At 64.0% G+C, this 25,751-nt stretch carries 24 protein-coding genes; 10 read left to right on the top strand and 14 right to left on the bottom strand.

The genetic code is table 11. The annotated features are described in order from the left end of the window. Positions 1 to 7: 7 nt before the first annotated feature. Positions 8 to 1,024: an LLM class flavin-dependent oxidoreductase gene (locus V1280_RS25780; protein ID WP_334530613.1), complete on the top strand. Its 1,017-nt coding sequence runs from the start codon at positions 8 to 10 to the stop codon at positions 1,022 to 1,024. Between the two features lie 36 nt (positions 1,025 to 1,060). On the opposite strand, the gene V1280_RS25775 is transcribed toward V1280_RS25780, so the two are convergent. Together V1280_RS25775 and V1280_RS25770 are read right to left on the bottom strand one after the other, a co-directional pair. Continuing rightward, positions 1,061 to 1,906, bottom strand: a complete 846-nt coding sequence (locus V1280_RS25775; RefSeq protein ID WP_334530610.1) for a prephenate dehydratase — start codon at positions 1,904 to 1,906, stop codon at positions 1,061 to 1,063. A gap of 21 nt (positions 1,907 to 1,927) precedes the next feature. Then, the gene (locus tag V1280_RS25770; RefSeq protein WP_334530607.1) at positions 1,928 to 2,668 is read right to left on the bottom strand and encodes a 3-deoxy-manno-octulosonate cytidylyltransferase; all 741 of its coding nucleotides are present in this window, start codon (positions 2,666 to 2,668) and stop codon (positions 1,928 to 1,930) included. Between the two features lie 235 nt (positions 2,669 to 2,903). On the opposite strand from V1280_RS25770, the gene V1280_RS25765 reads away from it, so the two are divergent. From V1280_RS25765 to V1280_RS25740, 6 genes are all read left to right on the top strand, one after another. Beyond that, complete coding sequence (locus V1280_RS25765; RefSeq protein WP_148776842.1) at positions 2,904 to 3,458, top strand: c-type cytochrome; 555 nt, start codon at positions 2,904 to 2,906, stop codon at positions 3,456 to 3,458. 224 nt (positions 3,459 to 3,682) lie between these two features. Next, positions 3,683 to 5,584 carry an ABC transporter substrate-binding protein gene (locus V1280_RS25760; protein WP_334530602.1) on the top strand — a complete coding sequence of 634 codons (1,902 nt, stop codon included), beginning with the start codon at positions 3,683 to 3,685 and terminating at the stop codon, positions 5,582 to 5,584. Between the two features lie 14 nt (positions 5,585 to 5,598). Further along, complete coding sequence (locus tag V1280_RS25755) at positions 5,599 to 7,470, top strand: extracellular solute-binding protein (RefSeq protein WP_334530599.1); 1,872 nt, start codon at positions 5,599 to 5,601, stop codon at positions 7,468 to 7,470. 2 nt (positions 7,471 to 7,472) lie between these two features. Next, positions 7,473 to 8,582 (top strand): microcin C ABC transporter permease YejB, encoded by a 1,110-nt coding sequence (locus tag V1280_RS25750; RefSeq protein ID WP_334530596.1) that lies wholly within the window; start codon positions 7,473 to 7,475, stop codon positions 8,580 to 8,582. Next, positions 8,582 to 9,760 carry an ABC transporter permease gene (locus V1280_RS25745; RefSeq protein ID WP_334530593.1) on the top strand — a complete coding sequence of 393 codons (1,179 nt, stop codon included), beginning with the start codon at positions 8,582 to 8,584 and terminating at the stop codon, positions 9,758 to 9,760. The genes V1280_RS25750 and V1280_RS25745 overlap by 1 nt, the downstream gene beginning before the upstream one ends. A gap of 7 nt (positions 9,761 to 9,767) precedes the next feature. Further along, positions 9,768 to 11,405, top strand: a complete 1,638-nt coding sequence (locus V1280_RS25740) for an ABC transporter ATP-binding protein (protein WP_334530590.1) — start codon at positions 9,768 to 9,770, stop codon at positions 11,403 to 11,405. Between the two features lie 6 nt (positions 11,406 to 11,411). On the opposite strand, the gene V1280_RS25735 is transcribed toward V1280_RS25740, so the two are convergent. After that, entirely contained in the window at positions 11,412 to 12,266 is an 855-nt protein-coding gene (locus V1280_RS25735; RefSeq protein WP_334530587.1) for a C40 family peptidase, read from the bottom strand. Further along, positions 12,259 to 13,632, bottom strand: coding sequence for a leucyl aminopeptidase family protein (locus tag V1280_RS25730; protein WP_334530585.1), 1,374 nt, complete (start codon positions 13,630 to 13,632; stop codon positions 12,259 to 12,261). Before V1280_RS25730 ends, V1280_RS25735 begins: the two co-directional genes overlap by 8 nt. Before the next feature lie 191 nt (positions 13,633 to 13,823). Between V1280_RS25730 and V1280_RS25725 the strand changes: the two genes are divergently transcribed. From V1280_RS25725 to V1280_RS25715, 3 genes are all read left to right on the top strand, one after another. Beyond that, complete coding sequence (locus V1280_RS25725) at positions 13,824 to 14,027, top strand: hypothetical protein (protein ID WP_148776834.1); 204 nt, start codon at positions 13,824 to 13,826, stop codon at positions 14,025 to 14,027. Between the two features lie 276 nt (positions 14,028 to 14,303). Then, entirely contained in the window at positions 14,304 to 15,812 is a 1,509-nt protein-coding gene (locus V1280_RS25720; protein ID WP_334530579.1) for a metallophosphoesterase family protein, read from the top strand. 71 nt (positions 15,813 to 15,883) lie between these two features. Further along, the gene (locus tag V1280_RS25715; RefSeq protein WP_334530576.1) at positions 15,884 to 16,696 is read left to right on the top strand and encodes a tetratricopeptide repeat protein; all 813 of its coding nucleotides are present in this window, start codon (positions 15,884 to 15,886) and stop codon (positions 16,694 to 16,696) included. 63 nt (positions 16,697 to 16,759) lie between these two features. Here V1280_RS25715 and V1280_RS25710 read toward each other — a convergent pair whose 3' ends face one another. The 10 genes from V1280_RS25710 to V1280_RS25665 form a co-directional block, all read right to left on the bottom strand. Beyond that, complete coding sequence (locus V1280_RS25710; RefSeq protein WP_334530573.1) at positions 16,760 to 17,734, bottom strand: type II secretion system F family protein; 975 nt, start codon at positions 17,732 to 17,734, stop codon at positions 16,760 to 16,762. 9 nt (positions 17,735 to 17,743) lie between these two features. Then, the gene (locus V1280_RS25705; RefSeq protein WP_334530570.1) at positions 17,744 to 18,721 is read right to left on the bottom strand and encodes a type II secretion system F family protein; all 978 of its coding nucleotides are present in this window, start codon (positions 18,719 to 18,721) and stop codon (positions 17,744 to 17,746) included. Between the two features lie 16 nt (positions 18,722 to 18,737). Next, the gene (locus V1280_RS25700; protein WP_334530567.1) at positions 18,738 to 20,201 is read right to left on the bottom strand and encodes a CpaF family protein; all 1,464 of its coding nucleotides are present in this window, start codon (positions 20,199 to 20,201) and stop codon (positions 18,738 to 18,740) included. Between the two features lie 21 nt (positions 20,202 to 20,222). Then, positions 20,223 to 21,488, bottom strand: a complete 1,266-nt coding sequence (locus tag V1280_RS25695; protein ID WP_334530565.1) for an AAA family ATPase — start codon at positions 21,486 to 21,488, stop codon at positions 20,223 to 20,225. Continuing rightward, entirely contained in the window at positions 21,485 to 22,219 is a 735-nt protein-coding gene (locus tag V1280_RS25690) for a CpaD family pilus assembly protein (protein WP_334530562.1), read from the bottom strand. The genes V1280_RS25695 and V1280_RS25690 overlap by 4 nt, the downstream gene beginning before the upstream one ends. Before the next feature lie 20 nt (positions 22,220 to 22,239). Next, complete coding sequence (locus V1280_RS25685; protein ID WP_334530559.1) at positions 22,240 to 23,715, bottom strand: type II and III secretion system protein family protein; 1,476 nt, start codon at positions 23,713 to 23,715, stop codon at positions 22,240 to 22,242. A gap of 11 nt (positions 23,716 to 23,726) precedes the next feature. After that, positions 23,727 to 24,524, bottom strand: coding sequence for a Flp pilus assembly protein CpaB (cpaB, locus tag V1280_RS25680; RefSeq protein ID WP_334530556.1), 798 nt, complete (start codon positions 24,522 to 24,524; stop codon positions 23,727 to 23,729). Between the two features lie 127 nt (positions 24,525 to 24,651). Further along, positions 24,652 to 25,176, bottom strand: coding sequence for an A24 family peptidase (locus V1280_RS25675; RefSeq protein WP_148776824.1), 525 nt, complete (start codon positions 25,174 to 25,176; stop codon positions 24,652 to 24,654). A gap of 122 nt (positions 25,177 to 25,298) precedes the next feature. Beyond that, positions 25,299 to 25,439 (bottom strand): hypothetical protein, encoded by a 141-nt coding sequence (locus V1280_RS25670; protein ID WP_334538655.1) that lies wholly within the window; start codon positions 25,437 to 25,439, stop codon positions 25,299 to 25,301. A 78-nt stretch (positions 25,440 to 25,517) separates the two neighbouring features. Beyond that, complete coding sequence (locus V1280_RS25665; protein ID WP_148776823.1) at positions 25,518 to 25,682, bottom strand: Flp family type IVb pilin; 165 nt, start codon at positions 25,680 to 25,682, stop codon at positions 25,518 to 25,520. Positions 25,683 to 25,751 lie beyond the last annotated feature (69 nt).

Below are 25,751 nucleotides of genomic sequence, written 5' to 3'. Positions count from 1 at the left end.
GCGCGCCATGATCCCGCTTTCAGTCCTCGACCTCTCCGTCGTCACCACAGGCACAAAGCCCGCCGCGGCGCTGCGCAACAGCATCGATCTGGCGCGCCATGTCGATCGGCTCGGCTATGTCCGCTACTGGCTCGCCGAGCACCATAACCTCGCCTCGGTCGCGAGCCCGGCGCCCGACGTGATGATCGGGCAGATCGCTGCGGTGACGAAGCACATCCGCGTCGGCTCCGGCGGCGTGATGCTGCCCAACCACGCGCCGCTGGTGGTGGCCGAGCGCTTCAAGATGCTGGAGGCATTGTTTCCCGGCCGCATCGATCTCGGCCTCGGCCGTGCCCCCGGCACTGACGGCGCCACGGCCTATGCACTCCGCAGCCGGCTCGACCGCCGCGAGGGCGACGATTTTCTGGAGCGGCTGCACGAACTGATTTTGTGGGAGACCCGCGAATTCCCCGCAGGGCACCCCTACCACAACGTCGTCGCGATGCCCGACGACACCAAGCTGCCACCGATCTGGCTGCTCGGCTCCAGCGACTATTCCTCGGAGCTTGCTGCGCAGGTCGGCATGGGCTTCGCCTTCGCGCATCATTTCGCGTCCCACGATGCGATCGATGCGATGGTGCATTACCGCAATCGCTTCCAGCCCTCAGCCTGGAACGCGAGCCCGCACGCGATCCTTGCGGTCGCCGCGATCGCTGCCGACACTGATGAGGAGGCCGAGAGGCTCGCGAGTTCTTTCGATCTCAACCGCCTGCGCCGCGACCGCGGCCAATATCTGCCGCTGCCGAGCGTCGAGGAGGCGCTGGCCTATCCCTATACGGATTCCGAGCGCGTCTCGATTGCGCGCAACCGCTCGCGCTTGTTCGTCGGCAATCCGGCGACGGTGCAGAAGAAGCTTCAGCCGCTGATGGATGCGAGCAAGCCGGACGAGTTGATGGTCATCACGGCCGTGTACGACCATGAGGCGCGCAAGAGGTCGTATTCGCTGCTGGCCGAGGCGTTCGGGCTGGCGAAGCAGGCAGCCTAAGTCCCGGCTCGCGCTTCGCGCGTCCGGGACACGAGACTATTCCATCGTCGCGCGGAACGGGTGACCCGGATACACGCCGACGATACGGAACTCGCGCGAGAAGAATTTCAGCTCCTCGATCGCAAACGCGAGGCCCTTGTCTTCAGGGTGACCGTCGACGTCAGCATAAAACTGCGTGGCGAAGAAATTGCCGTCGACCATGTAGCTTTCGAGCTTGGTCATGTTGACGCCATTGGTGGCGAAACCACCGAGCGCCTTGTAGAGCGCGGCAGGGAGGTTGCGCACCCGAAATACAAAAGTGGTGACCAGCGGGCCCGAACCCTGCGCGGCCCATTTCGGCTCGCGCGCCAGCACCACGAAGCGCGTGGTGTTGTGGGCCTCGTCCTCAATGTCCTCGGCAAGAATGTCGAGGCCGTAGATCTGCGCGGCCAGGCGTGAGGCGATCGCGGCGACGGTCTTGTCCTTGCGCTCGGAAATGTCGCGGGCGCTGCCGGCGGTGTCGGCGTGCACGATGCCCTTGATGCCGAGCTTGCGGATGATGCGGCGGCACTGGCCGAGCGCATGCACATGGCTCTCGACGGACTTGATGTCGGACAGTTTTGTGCCCTTGATCGCCATCAATTGATGCCGGACCGGCAGAAACCATTCGCCGACGATGAAGAGGCCGGAAGCCGGCAACAGATGATGGATGTCGGCGACGCGGCCGGCGACCGAATTCTCGATCGGGATCATGCCGAGATCGGCCTCGCCCGAGGAGATCGCCGACAGCGCGTCCTCGAAGGTGGCGCAGGGCATCGGCTCGGCGTCGGGATAGGCCTCGACAATGGCGATATGGGAATTGGCGCCAGGTTCGCCCTGGAATGCGATTTTCAGCTTGCTCATGACGGGCCTTGTAGCAGCGGCTCAGGATTTGGAAAGGATGCCGCGGGCGGTCTCGAGGTCCGCCGGCGTGTCGACCCCGCGGGGCACGGTATCGACGATGGTGAAGTCGATGCGCATTCCGGCCTCCAGGGCCCGGAGCTGCTCAAGTTTCTCCTGCAGCTCCAGGGGCGAGGGCGGCAGCGAAACGTAGCGCTCCAGCGCGGCGCGGCGATAGGCATAGAGGCCGATATGGTGGTAGCGCGGTCCGTCTCCGGTCGGCGCGGTGGCGCGGGTGAAATAAAGTGCGCGCATCCGCTTACCCCCAAGCGAGGTTCCGATCGCCTTGACGACGCTCGGGGCGAGGTCCTCCTCCTCGGTGTGGATCTGCGAAGCCAGCGTGGCGATGTCCACAGCCGGGTCTTCCAGCGGCGGCAGCACCTCGCGGATATTGTCGATCGTGATCGTCGGGAAATCGCCCTGGAGATTGACCACGATCTCGGCCTTGCGGTCCGGATCGAGCTTCTGCATGGCCTCGTGGATGCGGTCGGAGCCTGAGGGGTGCTCCGCGCGCGTCATCACGGCCTCGCCGCCATGGGCGGTCACGACTGCGGCGATTTCCGCCGTGTCGGTTGCCACCGCGACCCGGCCGATGCCAGCGGCCTCGGCGCGCCGCATCACATGCACGATCATCGGCAGGCCCGCGATATCGGCAAGCGGCTTGCCGGGCAGGCGGGTAGCGGCCATGCGGGCCGGGATCAGCACCAGGATGCGGGGGGCGGTCATTGGTTCAAGCGACTGGGTTCAAGGGCCTGGAAACGGGACGTTTTCCGCACCGAGAAATGGGGTGGGGATGGGCTGAAAGCCGGGTCGCTTATACGGGTTGCCAGACCCCGGGCAAACCGATATCTCAATGGCAAAACTCGGGGAAACAATAAGGAACGTTTTTGATTCTCCCGAGGCTCGTCCTGGCGGTCGCACGGCCGCTTATTCCTTCTTGCGGTGTGGGGCCTGGCCGGAAATGGACTCTTTCGAACTCAACAAGATCATCGGTGCCGTGCTTGGCACCTGTCTTATTCTGCTGGTGACGAGCTTCACCGCCCAGGCGCTGTTCTCGCCGAAATTTCCGGAAAAGCCCGGCTTCGAGATCGCCGTGAAGGAAGTGGCCGGCGACAAGGAGGGCGGTGCTGCCGCTGCCGCGCCTTCCGAGCCGATCGAAAAGCTGCTTCAGACCGCCTCCGTCGAGAAGGGCGCTTCTGCCGCCAAGAAGTGCGGCGCCTGCCATACCTTCGAAAAGGGTGGCCCGAATCGGGTCGGCCCGAACCTCTTTGGCATCGTTGACGACCATCGCGGCGAAGGCCGCAACGGCTTCAACTTCTCGGCCGCGATGAAGGCCAAGGGCGGCACCTGGACCATTGACGAGCTGAACAAGTTCATCGCCAACCCGAAGGGCGACATCCCCGGCACCGCAATGGGCTTTGCCGGCATCCCGAAGGATAGCGAGCGCGCCGACGTCATCGCCTATCTGAACAGCCTCTCCGACAGCCCGAAGCCGCTCCCGACTGCGGCGAAATAAGGCTCTCGAATAAGGCCCTTGGATCTCGATCTCAGATGTGCGGCCAGGCCTCAAAGCCTGGCCGTTTCCGTATTCGGGCCTCGCGGCGTTGTTATCGGGGCGTTTGGCCGCATCTGACAGGCCGCCCGGCCTTCGAAGATGAGGAAAAAGCAACATATTCCGTCGAAACCTCGCCTATATTGAGCACTTAAAGGGGTAACCTCCTTCAAGACTGGGATGTTGATTTGGCCATTACCCGACGCGATCTCCTGCTCACCGGCGCCGCCGTTGCTGCGCTTCCCGCCTTCGGCTCCGTGGCGGGTGTTCCCGTCGTCGGCACGGCAGAGGCGCAATCGGCGGGCGAGGTGCCTTGGCGCCACGCGTTGTCGCTGTTCGGCAACGTCAAATATCCGGCCGACTTCAAGCGCTTCGACTACGTCAATCCTGATGCGCCCAAAGCGGGCGTCGCTCGCCAGATCGCCGTGGGCACCTTCGACAATTTCAATATCGTCGTATCAGGGGTGAAGGGGCAGGTCTCCGGTGCCGTCGCATTCATCTACGAATCCCTCACGACGCCTTCGCTCGACGAAGTCTCGACCGAATACGGCGCGCTGGCCGAAGCCGTGAGCCATCCGGACGATTTCTCCTTCGTCATCTATCGTTTGCGGCCACAGGCCAAATGGCATGATGGCAATCCGGTCACCGTCGAGGACGTGATCTTCTCGCTCGATTCCTTCAAGAAGCACCACCCGATGTACTCAGCCTATTACAGCCATGTGGTGAAGGCGGAGAAGGTCGGTGAGCGCGACGTGAAATTCGTATTCGACGCGCCGGGGAACCGCGAACTGCCGCAGATAGTCGGGCAGCTCACGGTCCTGCCCAAGCATTGGTGGGAGGGAACGGACCCGCAGGGCCGCAAGCGCGATGTCTCGGCGACCACGCTCGAAGTGCCGCTTGGCTCCGGCCCCTACAAGGTCAAGGAATTCGTGGCCGGACGCTCGATTGCGTTGGAGCGCGTCAAGGATTATTGGGGGCGCGACCTCGCCGCCAATGTGGGCCGTAACAATTTCGACGAGCTGCGCTACGAGTATTTCCGCGATGCCACTGTCGCGATCGAGGCTTTCAAGGCCGATCAGGTCGATTGGCGCACCGAGAACAGCGCCAAGAACTGGGCGACAGCCTACGATTTCCCGGCTGTGACCGAAAAGCGCGTGATCCTCGAGGAGTTCGCCAATCGCAGCTCCGGCGTGATGCAAGCCTTCGTGCCGAACCTGCGCCGCGCCAAGTTCAGCGACCCCCGCGTTCGCCGTGCGCTCAACTACGCGTTCGACTACGAAGAGATGAACAAGCAGCTCTTCTATGGTCAGTACAAGCGCGTCAGCAGCTATTTTGATGGCCTCGACGAGCTTATGGCGACGGGATTGCCGCAGGGAAAAGAGCTCGAAATCCTCGAGACGATTCGGGCCCAAGTCCCGCCCGAAGTCTTCACGACGCCCTACACAAATCCGGTCGGCGGCACTCCGGAAGCCGTGCGCGACAATCTCCGCGAGGCGCTGCGCCTGTTCAAGGAGGCCGGCTACGAGGTGCGCGACCGCAAGCTGATCGACGTCAAGAGCGGCACCCAATTCTCTCTTGAATTGCTGAACCAGGATCCGAGCTTCGAACGGGTCACGTTGTTCTACAAGCCGTCGCTGGAACGGCTGGGCATTGCGGTGAGCGTGCGGACGGTCGACCCGACCCAATATGAGAACAGGACTCGCGAGTGGGATTTCGACGTCGTCACCAACTCCTGGGGCGAGTCGCAGTCGCCGGGCAACGAGCAGCGTGAGTTCTGGTCGTCGAAGACGGCCGACATAGCCGGCTCGCGCAATATTGCCGGCATCAAGAATCCGGCGATCGACAAGCTGATCGAGCGGCTGATCTATTCCAGGGATCGCGATGATCTCGTCGCCGCAACCAAAGCGCTGGACCGCGTGCTGCTGTGGAATCACTATGTCGTGCCGCAGTGGACCTACACGAAGGTGCGCACTGCGCGCTGGGATCGCTTCGGTCGGCCGGCGGAATTGCCCAAATACGGCCAGTCCGGCTTTCCATTCGTCTGGTGGTACGACGCAGACAAGGCGGCGCGGATCGCAAAGAAGTCGTGAAGGACATTTCCCGCATGGCGCAGCTTTCACGCCGGCATGTGCTGGTCCTCGGTGTTGGCGGCGCGTTCAGCACTGCCGCACTCCACAGCGCGGCGGCGTCCGAGGGGCCCGCCGAAGTCCACGGCATCTCGGCCTTCGGCGATCTCAAATATCCAGTCGACTTCCACCATTTCGGCTACGTCAATGTCGACGCGCCGAAGGGCGGCGCGTTCTCGCTCATCCCCTCGGTGCGGGCCTACAACCAGTCCTATTTCACCTTCTCTTCGCTCAACGCCTACATCCTGAAGGGCGAGGGCGCGCAGGGCATGGACATGACCTTCGCGCCGTTGATGGCGCGCGCCAATGACGAGCCCGATGCGATGTACGGGCTTGCGGCGAAATCGGTGCGGATCTCGCCGGACAAGCTGACCTACACCTTCACGATGCGTCCCGAGGCCCGTTTCCACGACGGCTCGAAGCTCACAGCGCATGACGTCGCCTTCTCGCTCACCGCGCTGAAGGAGAAGGGCCATCCGCTGATCGTCGTGCAGCTCCGCGATTTCGTGAAGGCCGAGGCGCTCGACGACGCCACCGTGGTCGTCACCTTCGCGCCGAACCGTGCACGCGATGTGCCGCTCTATGTCGCGAGCCTGCCGATCTTCTCGAGGGCGTATTACGCCGCGCGCGCGTTCGATGAATCGACGCTCGATACGCCGCTGGGCTCCGGCCCCTACAAGGTCGGCAAGTTCGAGGTCAACCGCTACATCGAATACGAGCGTGTCAAGGACTGGTGGGGCGCCGACCTGCCGGTCTGCCGCGGCAGCTATAATTTCGATACGGTGCGCTACGAATTCTACCGCGATCGTGATGTCGCCTTCGAAGGCTTTACCGGCAAGAATTATCTATTCCGCGAGGAGCTCACGTCGCGCATCTGGGCGACGCGTTACGATTTCCCAGCAGTGAAGGACGGCCGCGTCAAGCAAGAGCAGCTGCCGGACGAGACGCCGTCGGGGGCGCAGGGATGGTTCATCAATCTCCGTCGCAACAAGTTCGGCGATCCGCGCGTGCGCGAAGCGCTGATCTACGCGTTCGACTTCGAGTGGACTAACAAGTCGATCATGTACGGCGCCTATGCGCGCACGCACTCGCCGTTCCAGAACTCCGATATGATGGTATCCGGCCCGCCTTCGGCTGAAGAGCTCGCACTGCTGGAGCCCTTCCGTGGCAAGGTGCCCGACGAAGTGTTCGGCCAGCCTTTCGTGCCGCCGGTGTCGGACGGCTCCGGACAGGATCGCGCTCTGCTGCGCAAGGCGAGCGAGTTGCTCAACGAAGCCGGCTACGTCGTCAAGGACCGCAAGCGGGTGCTGCCCAATGGCGAGCCGTTCACGATCGAATTCCTAAACGATGAGCAGTCGATCCAGCCGCATCACGGGCCTTACTTGAAGAACCTCGCGACGCTCGGCATCGACGCCACATTCCGTCTGGTCGATGCCGTGCAGTACCGCGCGCGACTTGAGGATTTCGATTTCGATATGACGATCGAACGCTTCTCGATGTCGGCGACGCCTGGCGATGCGATGCGGGCGTTCTTCTCCTCACAGGCGGCCAAGACCAAAGGCTCGTACAATCTCGCCGGCATCTCCGATCCGATCGTCGACGCGCTGATCGACAAGATCATTGCCGCCCAGACCAGGGCGGAGCTGACCACGGCCTGCCGGGCGTTCGACCGCGTCTTCCGCGCCGGGCGCTATTGGGTGCCGCAATGGTATGCGAACTTCCATCGCGTCGCCTATTGGGACCAGTTCAGCCATCCAGAGAAGGCGCCGAAATATGCGCAAGGCGTCGGTGCGCCCGAGAACTGGTGGTTTGACGCGGCCAAGGCCGCCAAGCTCGAGCAGGCGAAGTAGTCATGAGCGCCTATATCGCCCGCCGCATCCTCCTGATGATCCCGACGTTGCTCGGAATCCTCTTCGTCTCGTTCATCGTCGTGCAGTTCGCGCCGGGCGGTCCGGTCGAACGCGTGATCGCGCAGCTTTCCGGCGCCGACACCGGCGGGACCTCGCGCATTTCGGGCGGCGGCGACTTTGCGCAGCGCGCGCCGGGGCAGCTGGGCGCTGGTGGCGATGCCATCAACTCCAAGTATCGCGGCGCGCAAGGCCTCGACCCTGACTTCATCAAGAAGCTGGAGAAGCAGTTTGGCTTTGACAAGCCGGCACCGGAGCGCTTCGCATTGATGGTGTGGAATTTCGCCCGCTTCGATTTCGGCAACAGCTATTTTCGCGATGTGAGCGTGCTCCAGCTGGTCAAGGAAAAGCTGCCGGTCTCGATCTCGCTCGGCATCTGGCTGACGTTCCTGACGTATCTGATCTCGATACCGCTCGGCATCCGCAAAGCGGTCAAGGACGGAACGCGCTTCGACACCTGGACGTCGACCGTGCTCGTGCTCGGTTACGCGATTCCCGGCTTCCTGTTCGCGATCCTCCTGATCATCCTGTTTGCCGGCGGCTCGTTCTTCAACTGGTTCCCGCTGCGCGGGCTGACGTCGGACGGCTGGTCGCAATTTCCCTGGTACTGGAAGATCATCGATTACTTCTGGCATTTGACGCTGCCGCTGATCGCGATGGGGCTCGGCGCGTTCACCACCATGACGTTCCTGACCAAGAACTCGTTTCTCGACGAGATTCGCAAGCAATACGTGATGACCGCGCGCGCGAAGGGCTGCAGCGAGAACCGGGTGCTCTATGGTCACGTCTTCCGCAACGCGATGCTCATCGTCATCGCGGGTTTTCCCAGTACCTTCATCCACGCCTTCTTCTCGGGCTCGCTTCTGATCGAGACCATCTTCTCACTGGACGGGTTGGGGCTGCTCAGTTTCGAGAGCGTTCTCAACCGCGACTACCCCGTGGTGTTCGGCACGCTCTTCATCTTTTCGCTCGTCGGCCTCGTGGTCAACCTCATCTCTGACCTGGCCTATATGTGGATCGATCCGCGGATCGATTTCGAGGCGCGGGAGGTCTGATGACGCTGGCCGCTCCCACCCCGATCGAGACCACTGCAAAGTCGCCGCTCGGGGACGTCGTGCCGATCACGCGCAAGCCGTTCGTGCCGTCGCCGCTCAACAGGCGGCGCTGGCAGAATTTCAAGGCGAACCGGCGCGGTTACTGGTCGTTCTGGATCTTCATGATCCTGTTCGTGGTGTCTCTGTTCGCCGAGCTGATCGCCAATGACCGGCCGTTCCTGGTCAAATATGACGGCCATCTCTATTGGCCGGCCTTCGTCACCTATTCGGAGACGACCTTCGGCGGCGACTTCGAAACGGCGGCCGACTATCGCGATCCCTATCTGCAGAAGCTGATCAAGGACAAGAGCGGCAGCATCGTCTGGCCGCTCATTCGCTACTCCTACGACACCCATAATCTCGACCTGCCGACGCCGGCGCCGTCGCCGCCAACCTGGATGTTGACGGAGGCGCAATGCAAACCTGTCGTCGAGAAGAAGGGCCTCAAGAGCTGCCGCGACCTCGAATACAACTGGCTCGGCACCGACGATCAGGGCCGCGACGTGGTGGCGCGGCTGATCTACGGCTTCCGCATCTCGGTGCTGTTCGGCCTCTGCCTGACCATCGTTTCCTCCGTCATCGGCATCGCCGCCGGCGCGGTGCAAGGCTATTTCGGCGGCTGGATCGACCTGTTGTTCCAGCGTTTCATTGAAATATGGACTGCGATCCCGTCACTCTATCTGCTGCTGATCCTGTCGTCGGTGCTGGTGCCCGGCTTCTTCGTGCTTCTCGGCATCCTGCTCTTGTTTTCCTGGGTGTCGCTGGTCGGACTGGTGCGCGCGGAATTTTTGCGCGGGCGGAATTTCGAGTACATCCAGGCGGCGCGAGCGCTCGGCGTGTCGAGCTCCGTGATCATGTTCAAGCATTTGCTGCCGAACGCGATGGTCGCGACCATGACGTTCCTGCCGTTCATCGTGTCGAGTTCGGTGATGACGCTGACGGCGCTGGACTTCCTCGGCTTTGGGCTGCCGCCCGGCTCGCCGTCGCTCGGCGAGCTGCTGTCGCAGGGCAAGTCGAACGTGCAGGCGCCATGGCTCGGTTTCTCCGGCTTCTTTTCGGTTGCGATCATGCTGTCGCTGCTGATCTTCATCGGCGAAGCCGTGCGCGACGCTTTCGATCCGCGCAAGACGTTCAAGTGAGGGCGTGATGGACGCGATCAACCAGCCTTTGCTTGCAGTACGCGATCTCTCGGTGGCCTTCCACCAGGGCGGCAACACGACGCTTGCGGTCGACAAGGTCTCGTTCCAGATCAAGCGCGGCGAATGCGTCGCGCTGGTCGGCGAATCCGGCTCCGGCAAATCGGTCAGCGCGCTCTCGATCCTGAAACTGCTGCCCTATCCCAGCGCGTCGCATCCCTCTGGCAGCATTCGCTTCAAGGGACAGGAGCTGATCGACCAGACGGAGCGAGAGATGCGGGAGATCCGCGGCAGCGACATCTCCATCATCTTCCAGGAGCCGATGACCTCGCTCAATCCGCTGCACACGATCGAGGCGCAAATCGGCGAGATCATCCAGCTGCACAATCCGACCAGCAACGCGCAGGCGCGCAAGCGCACGCTGGAACTGCTGACGCAGGTCGGCATTCCAGAGCCGGAGACGCGACTGAACAGCTATCCGCACCAGCTCTCCGGCGGCCAGCGCCAGCGCGTGATGATCGCGATGGCGCTCGCCAACGAGCCGGATTTGCTGATCGCGGACGAGCCGACCACGGCGCTTGATGTCACCGTGCAGGCGCAGATCCTGGCGTTGCTCGCCGAAATCCGTTCGCGGCTCGGCATGAGCCTGCTCTTCATCACCCACGATCTCGGCATCGTGCGCCGCATCGCCGACACCGTCTGTGTCATGAAAGGCGGTGTGATCGTCGAGCAGGGGCCGGTCGAGCAGGTCTTCAAGACTCCAAAACATCCCTATACGCGCGATCTGCTCGCGGCCGAGCCGAAGCCGGATCCGGCGCCACCGCAGCCGGATGCGCCGGTGGTGATGTCGGCCGATGATCTCAAGGTGTGGTTTCCGATCAAGCGCGGCCTGATGCGCAAGACGGTCGGCCACATCAAGGCGGTCGATGGTGTCAGCGTTGCCGTGCGCAAGGGCGAGACGCTCGGCGTCGTCGGTGAATCCGGTTCGGGCAAGACCACGCTCGGACTGGCGCTGATGCGGCTGATCTCGTCGAACGGGCGGATCGTATTCCTTGGAAAAGATATCCAGGGCCTGCGCTTCAAGGAGATGCGGCCGTTCCGGCGCGACATGCAGATCGTGTTCCAGGATCCGTTCGGCTCGCTCAGCCCGCGCATGTCGGTCGCCGACATCATCGCCGAAGGCCTTTCCGTGCATCAGCCGAAGCTGTCGCGCGAGGAGCGGGAGGCGCGTGTCGTCAAGGCGCTGGAGGATGTCGGGCTGAAGCCGGACACCCGTTACCGCTACCCACACGAATTCTCCGGTGGCCAGCGCCAGCGCATCAGCATTGCGCGCGCGGTGGTGCTCGAGCCGGATTTCGTCGTGCTGGACGAGCCGACCAGCGCGCTCGACATGCTCATTCAGGCGCAGATGGTCGATTTGCTACGTGAATTGCAGCGCCGGCGCGATCTCACCTACATGTTCATCTCGCACGATCTGCGCGTCGTCGCCTCGCTCGCCAGCCATCTCATCGTGATGCGCGGCGGCAAGGTGGTCGAGGAAGGCCAGGCCGCGGAGCTGTTCAAGAATCCCAAGACGGATTACACCCGTGCGCTGTTCGCGGCGGCGTTCCGGATCGAGACGACAGGCAACGGGGCGGTCGCGACGTAAGTCCGGTCAGAGCCGCTTGATCGCGACGACTTCGCTGCCGGCCGCCTTGATCCGCGCAATCGCCGGCTCGATGGCTTCGACCACCGTCGCCATGTGATGCGCGTTGGCGTGAACCACCGTGCTCCCATCGCGCGCGATGGCGACATGGCCCTTCCAGAAGATCAGATCGCCGCGCAGCAGACTGTTTCGTTCATGCGGCTCCAGTGCGCGGCCGAGTCCGGCCTGCTGCATGTCGCTGTCGCGCGGGCAGCCGGTGCCGGCTGACGTCAGCGAGATCTGGACCAGGCCGGAGCAGTCGATGCCCAAACTGCTCTTGCCGCCCCAGAGATAGGGCGTGCCGACGAAGCGCTCGGCGACCGCGACAAAGTCCAGCTCGCGATGGTCGAGCGGCGCGAGATGGGTGTTCGGCAGGAATGTGCCCTCGCGCGTGACGGCGAAACTGCCGTCCTCGCGGGCGATCGCGAGCTTCGATCCCAGCACCAGCATGTCGACCGGTGGCAGCTTGATCGAGGGACCGGGGAAGGCGAGCGTCCGCAGCGCGCTGACCTTGTGCGTCAGCGCGGCCACAGGCTTCATCAGCGTCGCGTCAGGCAGCCAGCCGACATAGCCATCGCCGCCGAGCTGGCCCCAGGCCCAGCCTTCGCCGTTGCGGTCATAGACCGTGACGCGCTCGCCGCGCAGCGCTTCCGTCATCAGCATCGCGTTCGACGATGGCTGTTCGCGCATCGGCGCGATCGGCGCGACCACCTCGAATTCCTCGCCCGTGACGAAGCGATCGGCTTGCACCTTGCCTTCGAGATATGCCGCGGCGATGTCGCCGCGTGCCGGTGTCAGCCTTGGATCGTGTCTTGGATCATGCATAGCGCTCGCTCAGCACCTTGTAGATGGCACGGGCGGCCTGGCATTCGCCGCCCTCGGGACGCGCCGGCTTGGCCGACGGCGTCCAGCCATAAATATCCACGTGAAGCCAGCTCGTGGCGTGCTCGACGAAGCGCTGCAGGAACAGCGCGCAGGTGATCGAGCCGGCAAAGCCGCCGGAAGGCGCGTTGGTGATGGTGGCGGTCTTGGAGTCCAGCCAGGCATCGTAGGGTGGCCACAGCGGCATGCGCCACAAGGGATCGTTCTCCTTCATCGCGCAGCGCGCGACGTCGGCGGCCAGCGTCTCATCATTGGTGTAAAAGGGCGGTAAATCCGGCCCCAGCGCGACGCGCGCGGCGCCGGTCAGCGTGCCCAGATCGATCAGCAGTTCGGGTTTCTCCTCGTCGGCCAGCGCCAGCGCGTCGGCGAGCACCAGCCGGCCCTCCGCGTCGGTATTGCCGATCTCGACGGTGATGCCCTTGCGGGAGGTGAAGATGTCGAGCGGGCGGAAGGCATTGCCGGAGACGGCGTTCTCGACGGCCGGAATCAGCACGCGCAGGCGCACCTTCAGCTTCGCATCCATCACCATGCGCGCCAGCGCCAGCACGTTGGCGGCGCCGCCCATGTCTTTCTTCATGATCAGCATGCCGCTCGACGGCTTCAGATCAAGCCCGCCGGTGTCGAAGCAGACGCCCTTGCCGACCAGCGTCACCTTGGGATGGCCGGGATCACCCCAGATGATGTCGATCAGCCGCGGCGCACGATCCGAGGCCATGCCGACGGCGTGGATCAGCGGAAAGTTCGCTTTGAGATCCTCGCCGATGGTGCAGGCGTAGTTTGCGCCGAATTCAGCGGCGAGCTCTTGCGCGGCCGCGGCCAGCTCCTCCGGCCCCATGTCGTTGGACGGTGTGTTGATGAGGTCGCGCGCCAGCATCGCGGCATCCGCCATGCGGTCGATCTCGGCGGGGTCGACGCCGTCAGGCGGTACCAGCCGGACGTCGGGGCTATCAGCCTTGCGGTAACGGGCGAAGCGGTAGCTGCCGAGCGCGAAGGCGAGCGCCGCCAGTCGTGCATCGTGCGGTGCATTGGCAAATCGATAGGTGCCCGGCGGCAGCAGGCCCGGCAATGCGCCCGGCCGGAACGGATCGCGCGATCTGGCGCCGTCGTCCTCGAGGCCGAACAGCACTTGCGCGATTGTCCCGTCGGGCGCGGGCAGTGCGAGATAGCCGCCCGGCTTGGCGGCAAAGGCGCTCGCGGTGGCGAACTGGCGTTGCGCCGGCGGGAGCGTCTCGCGCACGGCATCCCAGCTCGATTTGGTGACGAAGGTGATCGGGGTGGCAGTGGTGGACGTCTCGAAGACGGAAGGCATTGGCGGGTCCGCAAGGTCATTCGGTTGGAGGAGACTTCGCAGAGTTTTGCGGTGGCTGCAATCGGCATTGCGGTCACTGCGCAGTGAGCCGCTACTCGCAGAGAAGCAGCCATGCTAGGTTCCGGCAGCGGTTGCCAGATTGCGCAGAGAACGCCGGCGACCGAAGACGAAGCGTGCCGGGAGGAATTGCAATGGAAGTTGTGTGGGGCGTGATCACATTCATCGGCCAGGCCATCGAGGCCGTCTTTGGCTATGTCGAGCATCACCACTGGGTCTTCGCGTTCCTCGCCGGCGGCTACGTCTTCTATCTCCATGATCGATCGATCCATGCGCGGTTCGATGCGCTCGACAAACGCATTGACGAGATCCGCAAGCGTCTCGCCATCGAATATTGATCGGCCCAGCGAAACTATCTGCTGATTGCGCGCGTATGTGGCTTAAGAACTGCCGTTCACGAGCGGGTTGCCGCAGGGCTTTACTAGCGCTGCGGTTGTGGCATTATTGATGAATATTTTTTAGGTTGTACCACGCGCGACTGCACGTATCGAGCGCAGGGGCGCCGCTTGAATCTCGGTTGATGCCGATCCGGGTTGATATCTGACTGCACTCTTCGTCGAAGGCATTTCCCTCAATCGTTTGGGCGACGCAGCATTCGCAATGAGCGGCGCAACATGGATAGATCGTTTGTCATTGCGCAGATATCCGACCTTCATCTGGACGGGTCAGGCCGGCTGCTTGCGACGATCGAGGCCCTTGCCGAGGCGCTGCGCGAGCGGATGGCGGACTTTTCGGATGTGACCGACCGCATCCTGCTGATCACAGGCGATCTCGTGAACGACCCGACACCGCGTGCGCTCGACGAAGCGCTCGCGGTCATCGCATCCTTCCGGCAGACCGGCCTGTTCACCGACATCCAGGCGGTTGCCGGCAATCACGACGTCAAGCGTCCTAGTCAGCGCGGCGGCCGGCACGACGCCTACGACTATCTGCACCTGCCACGCACCTCGAAGAGCGTCTATTACCGCCAGGGCGGTCTCGATTTGGTGCTGCTCGACTCCAACAGGGCGAGCCTGACGACACTCGCCAGCGGCAACATCGATGAGCAGGCCTACAATGCAATGGTCGCGCAATCGGCCCGGCTGAGCGTCGAACTCGCGGGCAGCATGGGCTCGTCGGGACGCGCCGATTATTCCGAGCCTGCGGAAAATCTGGTGCGCGTGCTGGCGTTGCATCATCATCCGCTGCCGCAGGCGACCGGCGAGGGCAAGCGGTTTCTCGGGGTTCCGGACGAGCCGCTGATGTATCTCGCCGCGCCCGCGACCTTTCTCGAAGCCGCCACCTCGCTGAACGTCAGTCTGGTCCTGCACGGGCACCGGCATGTCGAGGGGCTCACTCGCTATTCGATCCCCGACCCGCGTGCACTCCGGAGCGGCGGAGAGGATTTCTGGCGCACGATCTATGTGCTCTCCTGTCCGTCCTCCACCGGGCAGGGCGGCGACGACGCCGGCTTCAACGTCGTCCATTTTGGCGCGGCGTCCGACGCCGAGCGGCCCGAGTACCGCTTCGCGATCGCCCGCTATTCGCGGCCGCGCAATGATGGCGCCTTCAGGCCGCTCGATTCGAATCTGCCGGACGGCGTCGTCAGGCTTCCTGTGGGGCGAGATCTGTCCCGCGATCCCGCTGTCCAGTCCGTGATCGAGATCGCCTCATGCGCATCGTTGAAGCGGGATCAGGTCCTGGCACTGGCGCGTCGGCTATTGTCACGCCGCGCCTTCTACGATGACGGCGGGCAGGACTGGGCGGACATTCTCTACACCTACCTCGTCACTTCTCATGCCTGGGCGGATCTCTCCGGCAGGTTCGCGAAGTCGGCACAGGCGCCCGACCTCGCGGCGCTGGCAGACGTGAAGAGGCTGCTCCGTCAGTTGATCGGACAATCTGCCGACACGCTCGGCATCGATCGCGCCGCGCTCGACGAGTTCCGCGCCGACCGCCTGGTCAATCGTGACGGCCTTTCGCGCCGGTGGCCGTCGTTGCCGCGCGACGCTGCCGACATCGAGGGGAGGACGCAGCAGCGGCTGCAATTGCTGCGGGACCTGAACGACCAGATGAAGCTGCTCGGCCTGGATCTGGGCCTGGGCGGCGAGATGCCGCCACAAGGCGGTGGTCCGCCGCGTTAACCGGCCATTAGGGTTAACAGTCTATTGCTGGCGCGTTCGGCTCGATCAATCGGCTCGAGAGTCAAGGCGTCATGCGTCAATGGTTCCGTCCTGCACGGCTTCTTGCCTCTGCCTCGCTGATCGCGCTGGCGGCCGCGAGCCTCGGCGGCTGTACGGCAATGTCAAAACTCTCCGATGTTACCGGCTCGATCGGTCCGAAGGCGGAAGCCGCCCCGGCCGATCCCGCGCGCGCCATCGAGACCTATAGCGAGCGCTACCGCGCCAACCCCAAGGATCCCGACGTGGCGCTGGCCTATGGCCAGGCCCTGCGTGCCAACGGCCAGCGCGCCCAGGCCGCCGCGGTGCTCGAACAGGCGACCATCGCCAATCCCGGCAACAAGCAGCTGCTTGCCCAATACGGCCGCGCGCTCGCCGACAACGGTAATTTCCAGCAGGCCTTCGACGTGCTGTCGAAGGCGCATTCCCCTGACAATCCGGACTGGCGTCTGCTCTCTGTGCAGGGCACGGCGCTCGACCAGATGGGCCGTCACGAAGAGGCGCGCAGTTATTATGCGAGCGCGCTGAAGATTGCGCCGGGCGATCCCGGCGTGCTCTCCAATCTCGGCCTGTCCTACATGCTGTCGCGGGACCTGCCCAAGGCGGAAGAGGTGCTGCGAGAGGCCTATGCTTCACCGCGTGCGAGCTCCCGGGTACGACAGAATCTCGGCCTGGTGGTCGGCCTTCAGGGCCGCTTCACTGAAGCCGAGACCATCGTGAAAGCGGACCTGCCGCCGGACCAGGCCGCGGCCAACGTCGCGTATCTCAAGGAAATGTTGAACCGCAACGATGGCCCGCGCGATGCGTCGAAGCGGACGCCGGTTGCTTCGCTCAGCCAGCCCGACTGATCCGACCCGAGCTTCCGATCCCGAAATTGATTGCGGACCGCATGCGGTCCGCAATCTCCGGCGTCAGTGCAGCTCGGAGATCTTGATGCCGGTCGGTCCGAGAATGACGACGAACAGTACGGGCAGGAAGAACAGGATCATCGGCACCGTCAGCTTCGGCGGCAGTGCAGCGGCCTTCTTCTCGGCTTCGTTCATGCGCATGTCGCGGTTTTCCTGCGCCATGACGCGCAGGGATTGGCCGAGCGGGGTGCCGTAGCGTTCCGCCTGCTGAAGCGCAAGACACACCGACTTGACGCCTTCGAGCCCGGTGCGCCTTGCCAGGTTTTCGTACGCGACCTTGCGGTCCTGCAAATAGGACAGCTCGGCGGTGGTCAGGGTGAACTCCTCCGACAGGGCGATCGATTGGCCCACGATTTCGGTCGCCACTTTCCGGAACGCCATTTCCACCGACATGCCGGATTCGATACAGATCAGCAGCAGGTCGAGCGCATCGGGAAAGGCGCGCTTGATCGAGAGCTGACGCTTGGAGATCGCGTTCTTCAGGAACAGCATCGGCGCCTGGAGACCGCCATAGGCGGCGCCGACGCACATGCCGATCTTGATCGGCATCGACTTCTCCATATGGGCGATCAGGAACACGTAGACGACCGAGCCGATGAACAGCACGAGCGGGGCCACCATGCGGGCAAACAGGAACGTCACGTAAGGCGCCTGGCCGCGATAGCCCGCCATGATGAGCTTGTCGCGCGCGGCTTCCTGCGCCAGCCATTTGGTGAGGTTGAAGTCCTCGACGACCCTGGAGACGAGCTGCTTCGGCGTCTGGCGCAGCGAGACCTTCTCGCTCTTGTTGAGGCGTTCGCGTTCGCGCTGCCGGATCCGTTCGCGTTCGCTCGCCACCGCCTTCATGCGCTTGGAGAGGCCTTCGCCGGCGAACAGCGGCATCACCAGCGTATAGACCGTGGCGCTGGCGGCGATGGCCGCCAGCAGCATGGTCATGAAGTGCGGATCATGCAGTTTCGTAACGAGGAAGTCGACCATACGGCACCATCAGAAATCGAAATTGATCATCTTCTTCATCACCATGATGCCGACCGACATCCAGACGACGCAGCCGACCAGCATGAGCTGGCCGGTGGGATGGGTCCACAGCATCGAGATGTAGCCGGGCGTCGTGAGATAGACGAGGAACATCACGATCGGCGGCAACGAGCCAATGATGCCGGCCGAGGCCTTGGCCTCCATCGACATCGCCTGGATCTTTTCCTTCATCTTCTTGCGGTCGCGCAGCACCTTGGAGAGGTTGCCCAGCGCTTCGGAGAGGTTACCGCCCGACTTCTGCTGGATCGACACCACGATGCCGAAGAAATTGGCCTCCGGCAGCGGCATACGATCGTAGAGACGGGTACAGGCCTCGCCGAGCGGCATGCCGATCGCCTGCGTCTCGATGATAGCCAGGAACTCGCTGCGCAGCGGCTCCGGTGCATCTTGGGCCACGACCTTGATCGATTCGAACAGCGGCAGGCCGGCCTTGATGCCGCGGACGATGACGTCGACGGCGTCGGGCAGCGCCGCCAGGAACTTGTTTTCGCGGCGCTTCTTCAGGAAGCCGAGTGTCCAGCGCGGCAGGCCGAAGCCGCCGGCAAAGGCAAGACCGACCGCGCCGATCAGGCCGCCGCCACCGAACAGCGCGCCGAAGAAAAATACGCCTGCCACGACGGCGGATGCGATCCAGAATTTCTGCGGCGTCCAGTCGAGCCCCGCTTGTGAAATGCGGACATGGAGCGGAACGCTCTTTTCCCGCGCCCGCCTCGCTTCGAGATCCTTGAGCGAGGTCTCGACCTGCTCGCGGCGCGAGCGCTGGCTCTTTTCAGCCTGTTTGGCCGCGGGCGCATCGGAGCGCCCGATCGAAGCCCGGCGGTTCTCGGCCTTCCGTTCGCCTGACAGCAGCGGATAGAGGAAGACCCAGGCGATGCCGCCGACGGCGGCGGTGGCGAGGAAGGCGAGGGCGAGGACCTGCATATTCATGGCTGTACCGACCTGCTCACGTGTTCGGTGCCACTTCCGCGGCGTCGAGCGCAGCGCCAAGGCGTTTCTCTTCGCCGTAGTAGCGGGCGCGCTCCCAGAATTTCGGGCGGCCGATACCGGTCGAGCGGTGCTTGCCGATGATCTTGCCGTTGGCGTCCTCGCCGACCAGGTCGTAGAGGAAGATGTCCTGGGTGATGATGGTATCGCCTTCCATGCCCATCACCTCGGTGATGTGGGTGATGCGGCGCGAACCGTCGCGCAGGCGCGCAGCCTGGACGATGACGTCGATCGAAGCGCAGATCATTTCGCGAATTGTTCGCGAAGGAAGGGAAAAGCCGCCCATCGTGATCATGGATTCGCAGCGTGACAGCGCTTCGCGAGGATTATTGGCGTGCAGCGTTCCCATCGAGCCGTCATGGCCGGTGTTCATGGCCTGGAGGAGGTCGAAGGCCTCCGGGCCGCGGACTTCGCCGACGATGATGCGTTCAGGACGCATACGCAGACAGTTGCGCACCAGTTCGCGCATGGTGACCTGGCCTTCGCCCTCGATGTTGGGCGGCCGGGTTTCGAGCCGCACCACGTGGGGCTGCTGGAGCTGGAGTTCGGCGGCGTCTTCGCAGGTGATGACGCGCTCGTCGTGCTCGATGTAGTTGGTCAGACAGTTGAGCAGCGTGGTCTTGCCCGAGCCGGTACCGCCGGAGATCAGCACGTTGCAGCGGACGCGTCCGATGATCTGGAGGATTTCCGCGCCTTCCGGCGAGATCGCGCCGAACTTGACCAGCTGATCCAGCGTCAGCTTGTCTTTTTTGAACTTACGAATGGTGAGCGCGGGCCCGTCGATCGCCAGCGGCGGCACGATGGCGTTGACGCGGGAGCCGTCGGCGAGGCGCGCGTCGCAGATCGGCGAGGATTCGTCGACGCGCCGGCCGACCTGGCTGACGATGCGTTGGCAGATATTGAGGAGTTGCTGGTTGTCGCGGAAGCGGATGCCGGTTTTCTGGATCTTGCCGTTGACTTCGATGAAGACGGTGCCGGCGCCGTTCACCATGATGTCGGCGATGTCGTCGCGGGCCAGCAGCGGCTCGAGCGGACCGTAGCCGAGCACGTCGTTGCAGATGTCGTCGAGCAGCTCTTCCTGCTCGGCGATCGACATCACGATGTTCTTGATCGCGATGATCTCGTTGACGATGTCGCGGATTTCCTCGCGCGCGGACTCGGAATCGAGCTTGGCGAGCTGGGCGAGGTCGATGGCCTCGATCAGCGCGCCGAAGATGGTCGCCTTGACCTCGTAATAATTGTCCGAGCGGCGGCTTTCCATGGCCGGCGCGGGCCGGGCAGGGGCGAGCGGCGGCGAGGCGACGGCCGGCGGGGACGGCGCGCGCGACACCGTCGGCGCCGGAGCCGGGGCAGGCTCTGGCGACACGGCGCCGGGCTTGGGTGCCCGAAGGTCGGTGTCTGTTCCGCTACGCTTACCGAACACTTAACGACTCCATGCGGCGGCCTATTTTCCCCGCAACTTCTCAATCAGCGGTGAAAGCAGGGACGACTTTTGTTTCTTCGTCTCGCTGCGGCCGGTCAGGCGCTGGGCGATCTGGAGGAACATCTCGATCGACTTGTGGTTGGCGGAGATCTCCGCGATCATCTGGCCGTTGTTGGCGGCCGCCCCAAAGATCTGAGGCTCGAACGGGATCGAGACGACCGGCTGGCTCTCGATCGCCTTGGCGAATTCGGCCGCCGCGATCTCGGGCCGCTTGGGAACGCCGACCTGGTTCAGGCAGTACAGCGGCGGGCGGTCGTTGGGACGCGCGGCCTTCAGGAGATCGAACAGGTTCTTGGCGTTGCGGAGGTTGGCGAGGTCCGGCGCCGCCACGATCAGGATGTCGTCGGCGCCGATCAAGGCGCGCTTGGTCCAGCCCGACCATTGATGCGGGATGTCGAGCACGATGCAGGGCATGGTCGAGCGCAGCGTGTCGAACACCGAGTCGAAGGCGTCGCTGCCGAAATCATAGACCCGGTCGAGCGTTGCCGGCGCCGCCAGCAGGCTGAGGTGATCCGTGCATTTCGACAGCAGGCGGTCGATGAAAGCGGTATCGACGCGATCGGGCGAGAACACGGCATCCGCGATGCCCTGCGGCGGGTCCTGGTTGTAGTCGAGCCCGGCGGTACCGAAGGCGAGGTCAAGATCGGCGACCACTGCGTCCATCGCGAGGTCCCGCGCGATCGCCCAGGCGACGTTGTGGGAGATGGTGGAGGCGCCGACGCCGCCTTTGGCGCCGACCACGGCAATGATGCGGCCGACCGCCTTGGCTTCCGGTGCCGAGAACAGGTTGCAGATCGAGCGCACGACGTCGATCGCGCCAACCGGCGCGAGCACGTAGTCGCTGACGCCGCGGCGCACCAGCTCGCGATAGAGCATGACGTCGTTGATGCGGCCGATCACGACCACGCGGGTGCCGGCGTCGCAGACCGTGGCAAGCTGGTCGAGCCCGGCCAGCAAATCGTTGCGGGCGTCGCTCTCGAGCACGATCACGTTGGGAGTGGGAGCAGACCGATAAGCTTCGATCGCAGCCGCCATGCCGCCCATCTGGATCTTCAGATGGGCCTTGCCGAGACGGCGATCCTCGCCGGCCGATTGCACGGCGGCCGCAGTCTCCACGGTTTCGCAGAAGGCCTGAACCGAGACGCGCGGCGCGGGCGCAATATGCTCGTCGACCGGCGCAGGGGCTTCCGGCTGCTCTTCTTGAGTCTGGCGCGCGTAGTTGATCATTTGCCGGTGTCGCTGAGTTTGGCCTTGTCGGCCTCGGGATAGGCAACTGCCGTCGGAGTTCCCTTGCGATACTTCTCGAAGGCGGCCGTGCGGCGCGCCGTGTAGGCCGGAGTTTCAGACCGCGGCTGCTCGAGGTCCGACGGATTGTCGACCATGGCCGCCATATTGCGCTGATAGGCGCAGCCGAAATTGTAGTAGTCCTTGTTCTCGAACCAGCTCTTGTTCTTCATCGAGGGGCCGAGATCCTCCGGCCACAGGCCGCAGGGGCCCGCGACCGCGGCGATCTTGGAATAGGTCAGCCGGATCGGCGGCAGGAAGCGTTTGTCTTCCGGCTGGTAGGGACGGGCGATGATGCCGCGCGGGGGAACGCCCGCCGCCGCCAGCATAGCCTGAATCTCGTGCATCGATTCCGCCACCGGACGCGCATTCGGCGTTCCTGACGGCACGTCGATGTGGATGGCGCCGGTGCCCTCGTGCATCCAGGCCGAGGCCACGCCCATCACGTCGGCGCGCTGGGCTGCGGTCAGGCCGCCGCGGGCGTGACCGACGAACACGACGATCGAACGGTTCTGTTCCTCGATCGCGATCGGATGCCGCTGCTTGTAATCGTCGGGAATGGAAGCGGTGGCCACCTCGTCGTGCTGGCAGCCGCCGAGCGCGAGAGCGATACCGACGAGCGCGCCACCGAGGCCGGCGGCGCGGTAGCGGGTCTGGGGTCGTGCTGTGATCATACTATGTCCCCGTTCCGCCATCAGTCCGTGATGAAGCCGTAGGTGCCGCGGTAATTCTTTGCCGGCTCGGTCCGGCCCGGCACGCCATAGATGCGATTGATGTTGCCGATCAGTTCGGCCTGCGGATCCGCGGGCGCCGCGAAGCCGTCATCCGGCCGCGACAGGTCCTTCGGTGCCGCTGCGCGAACGACATAGGGCGTCACGATCACGACCAGCTCGGTCGTGTTGTTGACGAAGTCGCGGCTGCGGAACAGCGTGCCGAGGATCGGGAGCTGCATGAGCCCCGGCAATCCGCTGATCGCCTGCTTGGTCTGCTGCTGGATCAGGCCGGCCATCGCCATCGCGCCGCCGGAGGGAATTTCCAGCGAGGTCTCGGCGCGGCGGGTCTTGATCGACGGCACCGTCAGCGAGTTGACCGAGGTCGAGGTCACGGCCTGCGACAGCGTGATCGCATTTTCGTTCGACAGTTCCGAGACCTCGGTCATCACGTGCAGGCTGATCTTGCCCTCGGTCAGCACCACGGGGGTGAAGTTGAGCGAGATGCCGAACTTCTTGAAGCTGATCTGGGTGGTACAGACATGCGTGGTGGGATCGCAGGCATAGCCTGCCGGCACCGGGAATTCGCCGCCGGCGATGAAGGTCGCGGACTCGCCGGAGATCGCGGTCAGGTTCGGTTCGGCCAGCGTCCGGATCACACCTGCGGTTTCCATCGCGCGCAGGGTGGCCTGCACCGACGGCGTTGCGCCGAACTTGGTGGTCAGAGCGTTGTTGTCTACGAGATTTTTACCAAGCGCCGTGAACGGGTTGGAGTTGGAAAAGCTCACCACCGAGGTGCCGTAGTTCAGGTTCGCGGTGAGGTCGATGCCGAGCTGCTTGATGACGGTGCGCGCGACTTCGGCGACCGTCACCTTCAGCATCACCTGGTCGCGGCCGCGAACCACGATCGAATTCACTACCTTTTCGGGGCCGCCGGCGAGGCGTGCGGCGAGGTCGTTGGCCTGCTGCGCTTCGAGCGGGTTGGCCGCAGTCCCGGTCAGGACGACGCCGTCGCCGAGACCGTCGATCTGGATGTCGGCATTGGGCAGGATTTGCTTCAGCGCCGCACGCGCGCCGTTGAGGTCGCGCTTGACCGCGATGTCATAGGCGGCGATCTGCTGGCCGGCGGAATCGAAGAACACGATGTTGGTCTGGCCGACCGTGGCGCCGATGATGTAGGCGCGCTGCGACGAGCGGACCACCGCGTTGGCGATCTTGGGATCGGCAACCAGCACATCCTTGATGTCGCGCGGCAGGTCGATCACGATCGACTTGCCGACGCCGAGCGAGAGGAAACGCGCATTCATCTGGCCGTCGGCTGCAACCGGCGCCGCGGGACGGTAATCTGCCGCGATCACGGGCGTCAGCGCGGGGTTGAGCGTCAGCGCGAGAGCGGCCGAGAACGACAGGGCGCGAACCATCGAGGTCCGCATCGTCGCCAGATCTGCCCTGCATTTCATATCGACTGTCCTCATCGTGCCTTTGCCGCCTGGGTCGGAATGCCGTAGCGAATGATCGAAACGCCATCGCGCTTCTGCGCGGATTCATCGAGCGTGATCTCGCTCATCTTGACGTCGGCAATGCTGCGCAGCGCGAGCGACAGCGTTCCAGCCTGGCGGGACGAGGAAAGCAGCTGGGTTTGTGCGGAATTGAGTTCCAGCGTCACGGTCTTGCCGACCACCGCGTTCTGGCCGTCCTTCTCCTTCGGCGCCTGGTCGATGGCGAGCACGCGGACATTGACCAGAATGACCTCGGACGTGACGATATCCTGGGCGCCGGCGGTCTGGTCCGGGTTCTTGAGGCGGCGCGTCAGCAGCACATCGACGCGATCGTTCGGCAGGATGAAGCCGCCCGCGCCGGTCTCCGGCGAGATTTCGGTGGAGATGGCGCGCATGCCGCTCGGCAGGATCGCAGCCATGAAGCCGGACCCGTCAGCCTTGACCAGCTTCTGGTCGCGGATCGGCTCACCCTGGATGAAGGGGGCGCGCGCAATCGAGCCGGTGACCTGGGTCGCGCCGTCGGGGCGCTCGTTGCGGCGGATGAAGGCGGCGCTGGCGGTCGCGGTCGGCCAGGTCTGCCACTGCACGTCTTCCGGCTTTACGGTCTGCCCGAGGCCGATGTCGTTCTTGGCGACCAGCACGTCGGTGGTGGGAAGCTGCGCGACCGGAGCCGCTGGAGGCGGCGCAGAGTCCGAGCCGCTCGCCAGATACGCGGCGATGCCGCCGGCGCAGATGGCGACCGTCAGGACGACTATGCGTGCCCTATTCATACGCTTCACTTTCCACAGAACGCCGCGACGCTTCCGCCGCCGTAATCGGCAGTTGACCAGCTATTCGTCAAAGCATGGTTAATGAGGCGTATCTAAATCGGCTTAACGCCGGGTTTATCCGGAACGTTCAGCGCAGCGCGAGGTGCGCGAGGTCGATCGCTTTCACCCATTCGGTCTCGGGGTAGACCATCAACGCGCCAAGCGCGAGCGCGATGCCGTAGGGAATACCGGTCTGCTTGTCGTGGAGCCGCGCGAGCCAGGCCTGGCCGGCAAGCCCGTAAGGCAACGGCCATTGCCGGAACTGGAGCAGGAGCAGCGTCAGCGCGCCGCCGAACAGCGAAGCGTAGAGCAGGAAGTCCATCAATGGACCGAAGCCGAACCAGAGCGCCACGGAAGCTGCGACCTTGGCGTCGCCGCCGCCCATCCAGCCCATCGCAAAGCACGTGAAGGCCACGACGAGGAGCAGCGCGCCGGCGCCGACATGGCTCAGCATCTCGTAAGGTGCCATGCCACCGGCAAAGGCGAGCACGAAGAAACCTGCCACCAGCGCCAGCGAGACGCGGTTCGAGATCGTCATGGTGAAGAGATCGCTGGCGGCTGCGAACGCCATCAAGGCCGGGAAGAGCAGAAGGCGCGCGAGGTCGAGGATCATGGGCTGCGTCTTGAGGCCTGGGTCTGTCGCCCGGATCGGGGCGTCGGCGCATGCTAGGGGGCAGTGCTAAACAAACCGACAACAGCCGCAGTCTCGGAGTCGGTCATCCGGCGCCAGAAGGCTCACCACATGCTGGCGATGCGCATCGCGAGCGTGATCACGGCGAGCAGCAGCGCAAGGCAGACCCAATAGGCCGACGCCTCGCCTCGCGCCGTGTCCGCCTCGTTCGCCGCAACCGCGGCATCGGTTCTGTGCTTACGCAACGCCACTGGAACTCGCACTGTCCAAAAAAAACAAAGGCCCCGGAGGTCCGGGGCTTTTGCCATCGTCTGCCGGTCGGCTTACTTCAGCGAGGAGCTGATCGAGCCGAACTTGGCGTTCAGCGTGGTGCCGAGGCTGTTGACGACGGTGATGATGGCCAGCGCGATGCCGGCGGCGATCAGACCGTATTCGATGGCGGTGGCGCCGGATTCATCCTTCGCGAAACGCGCAATCAGGTTCATCATGAACTAAACTCCATCTGGGTGAGGTCGCCTCGATCGGCGCTGTCTTGACACGACGACCATGTGATCCGA

Origin of the sequence: Bradyrhizobium sp. AZCC 2230 (genome assembly GCF_036924495.1) — a bacterium.
Classification (GTDB): domain Bacteria; phylum Pseudomonadota; class Alphaproteobacteria; order Rhizobiales; family Xanthobacteraceae; genus Bradyrhizobium; species Bradyrhizobium rifense.
This window is presented reverse-complemented; position numbering and strand designations above follow the sequence as displayed.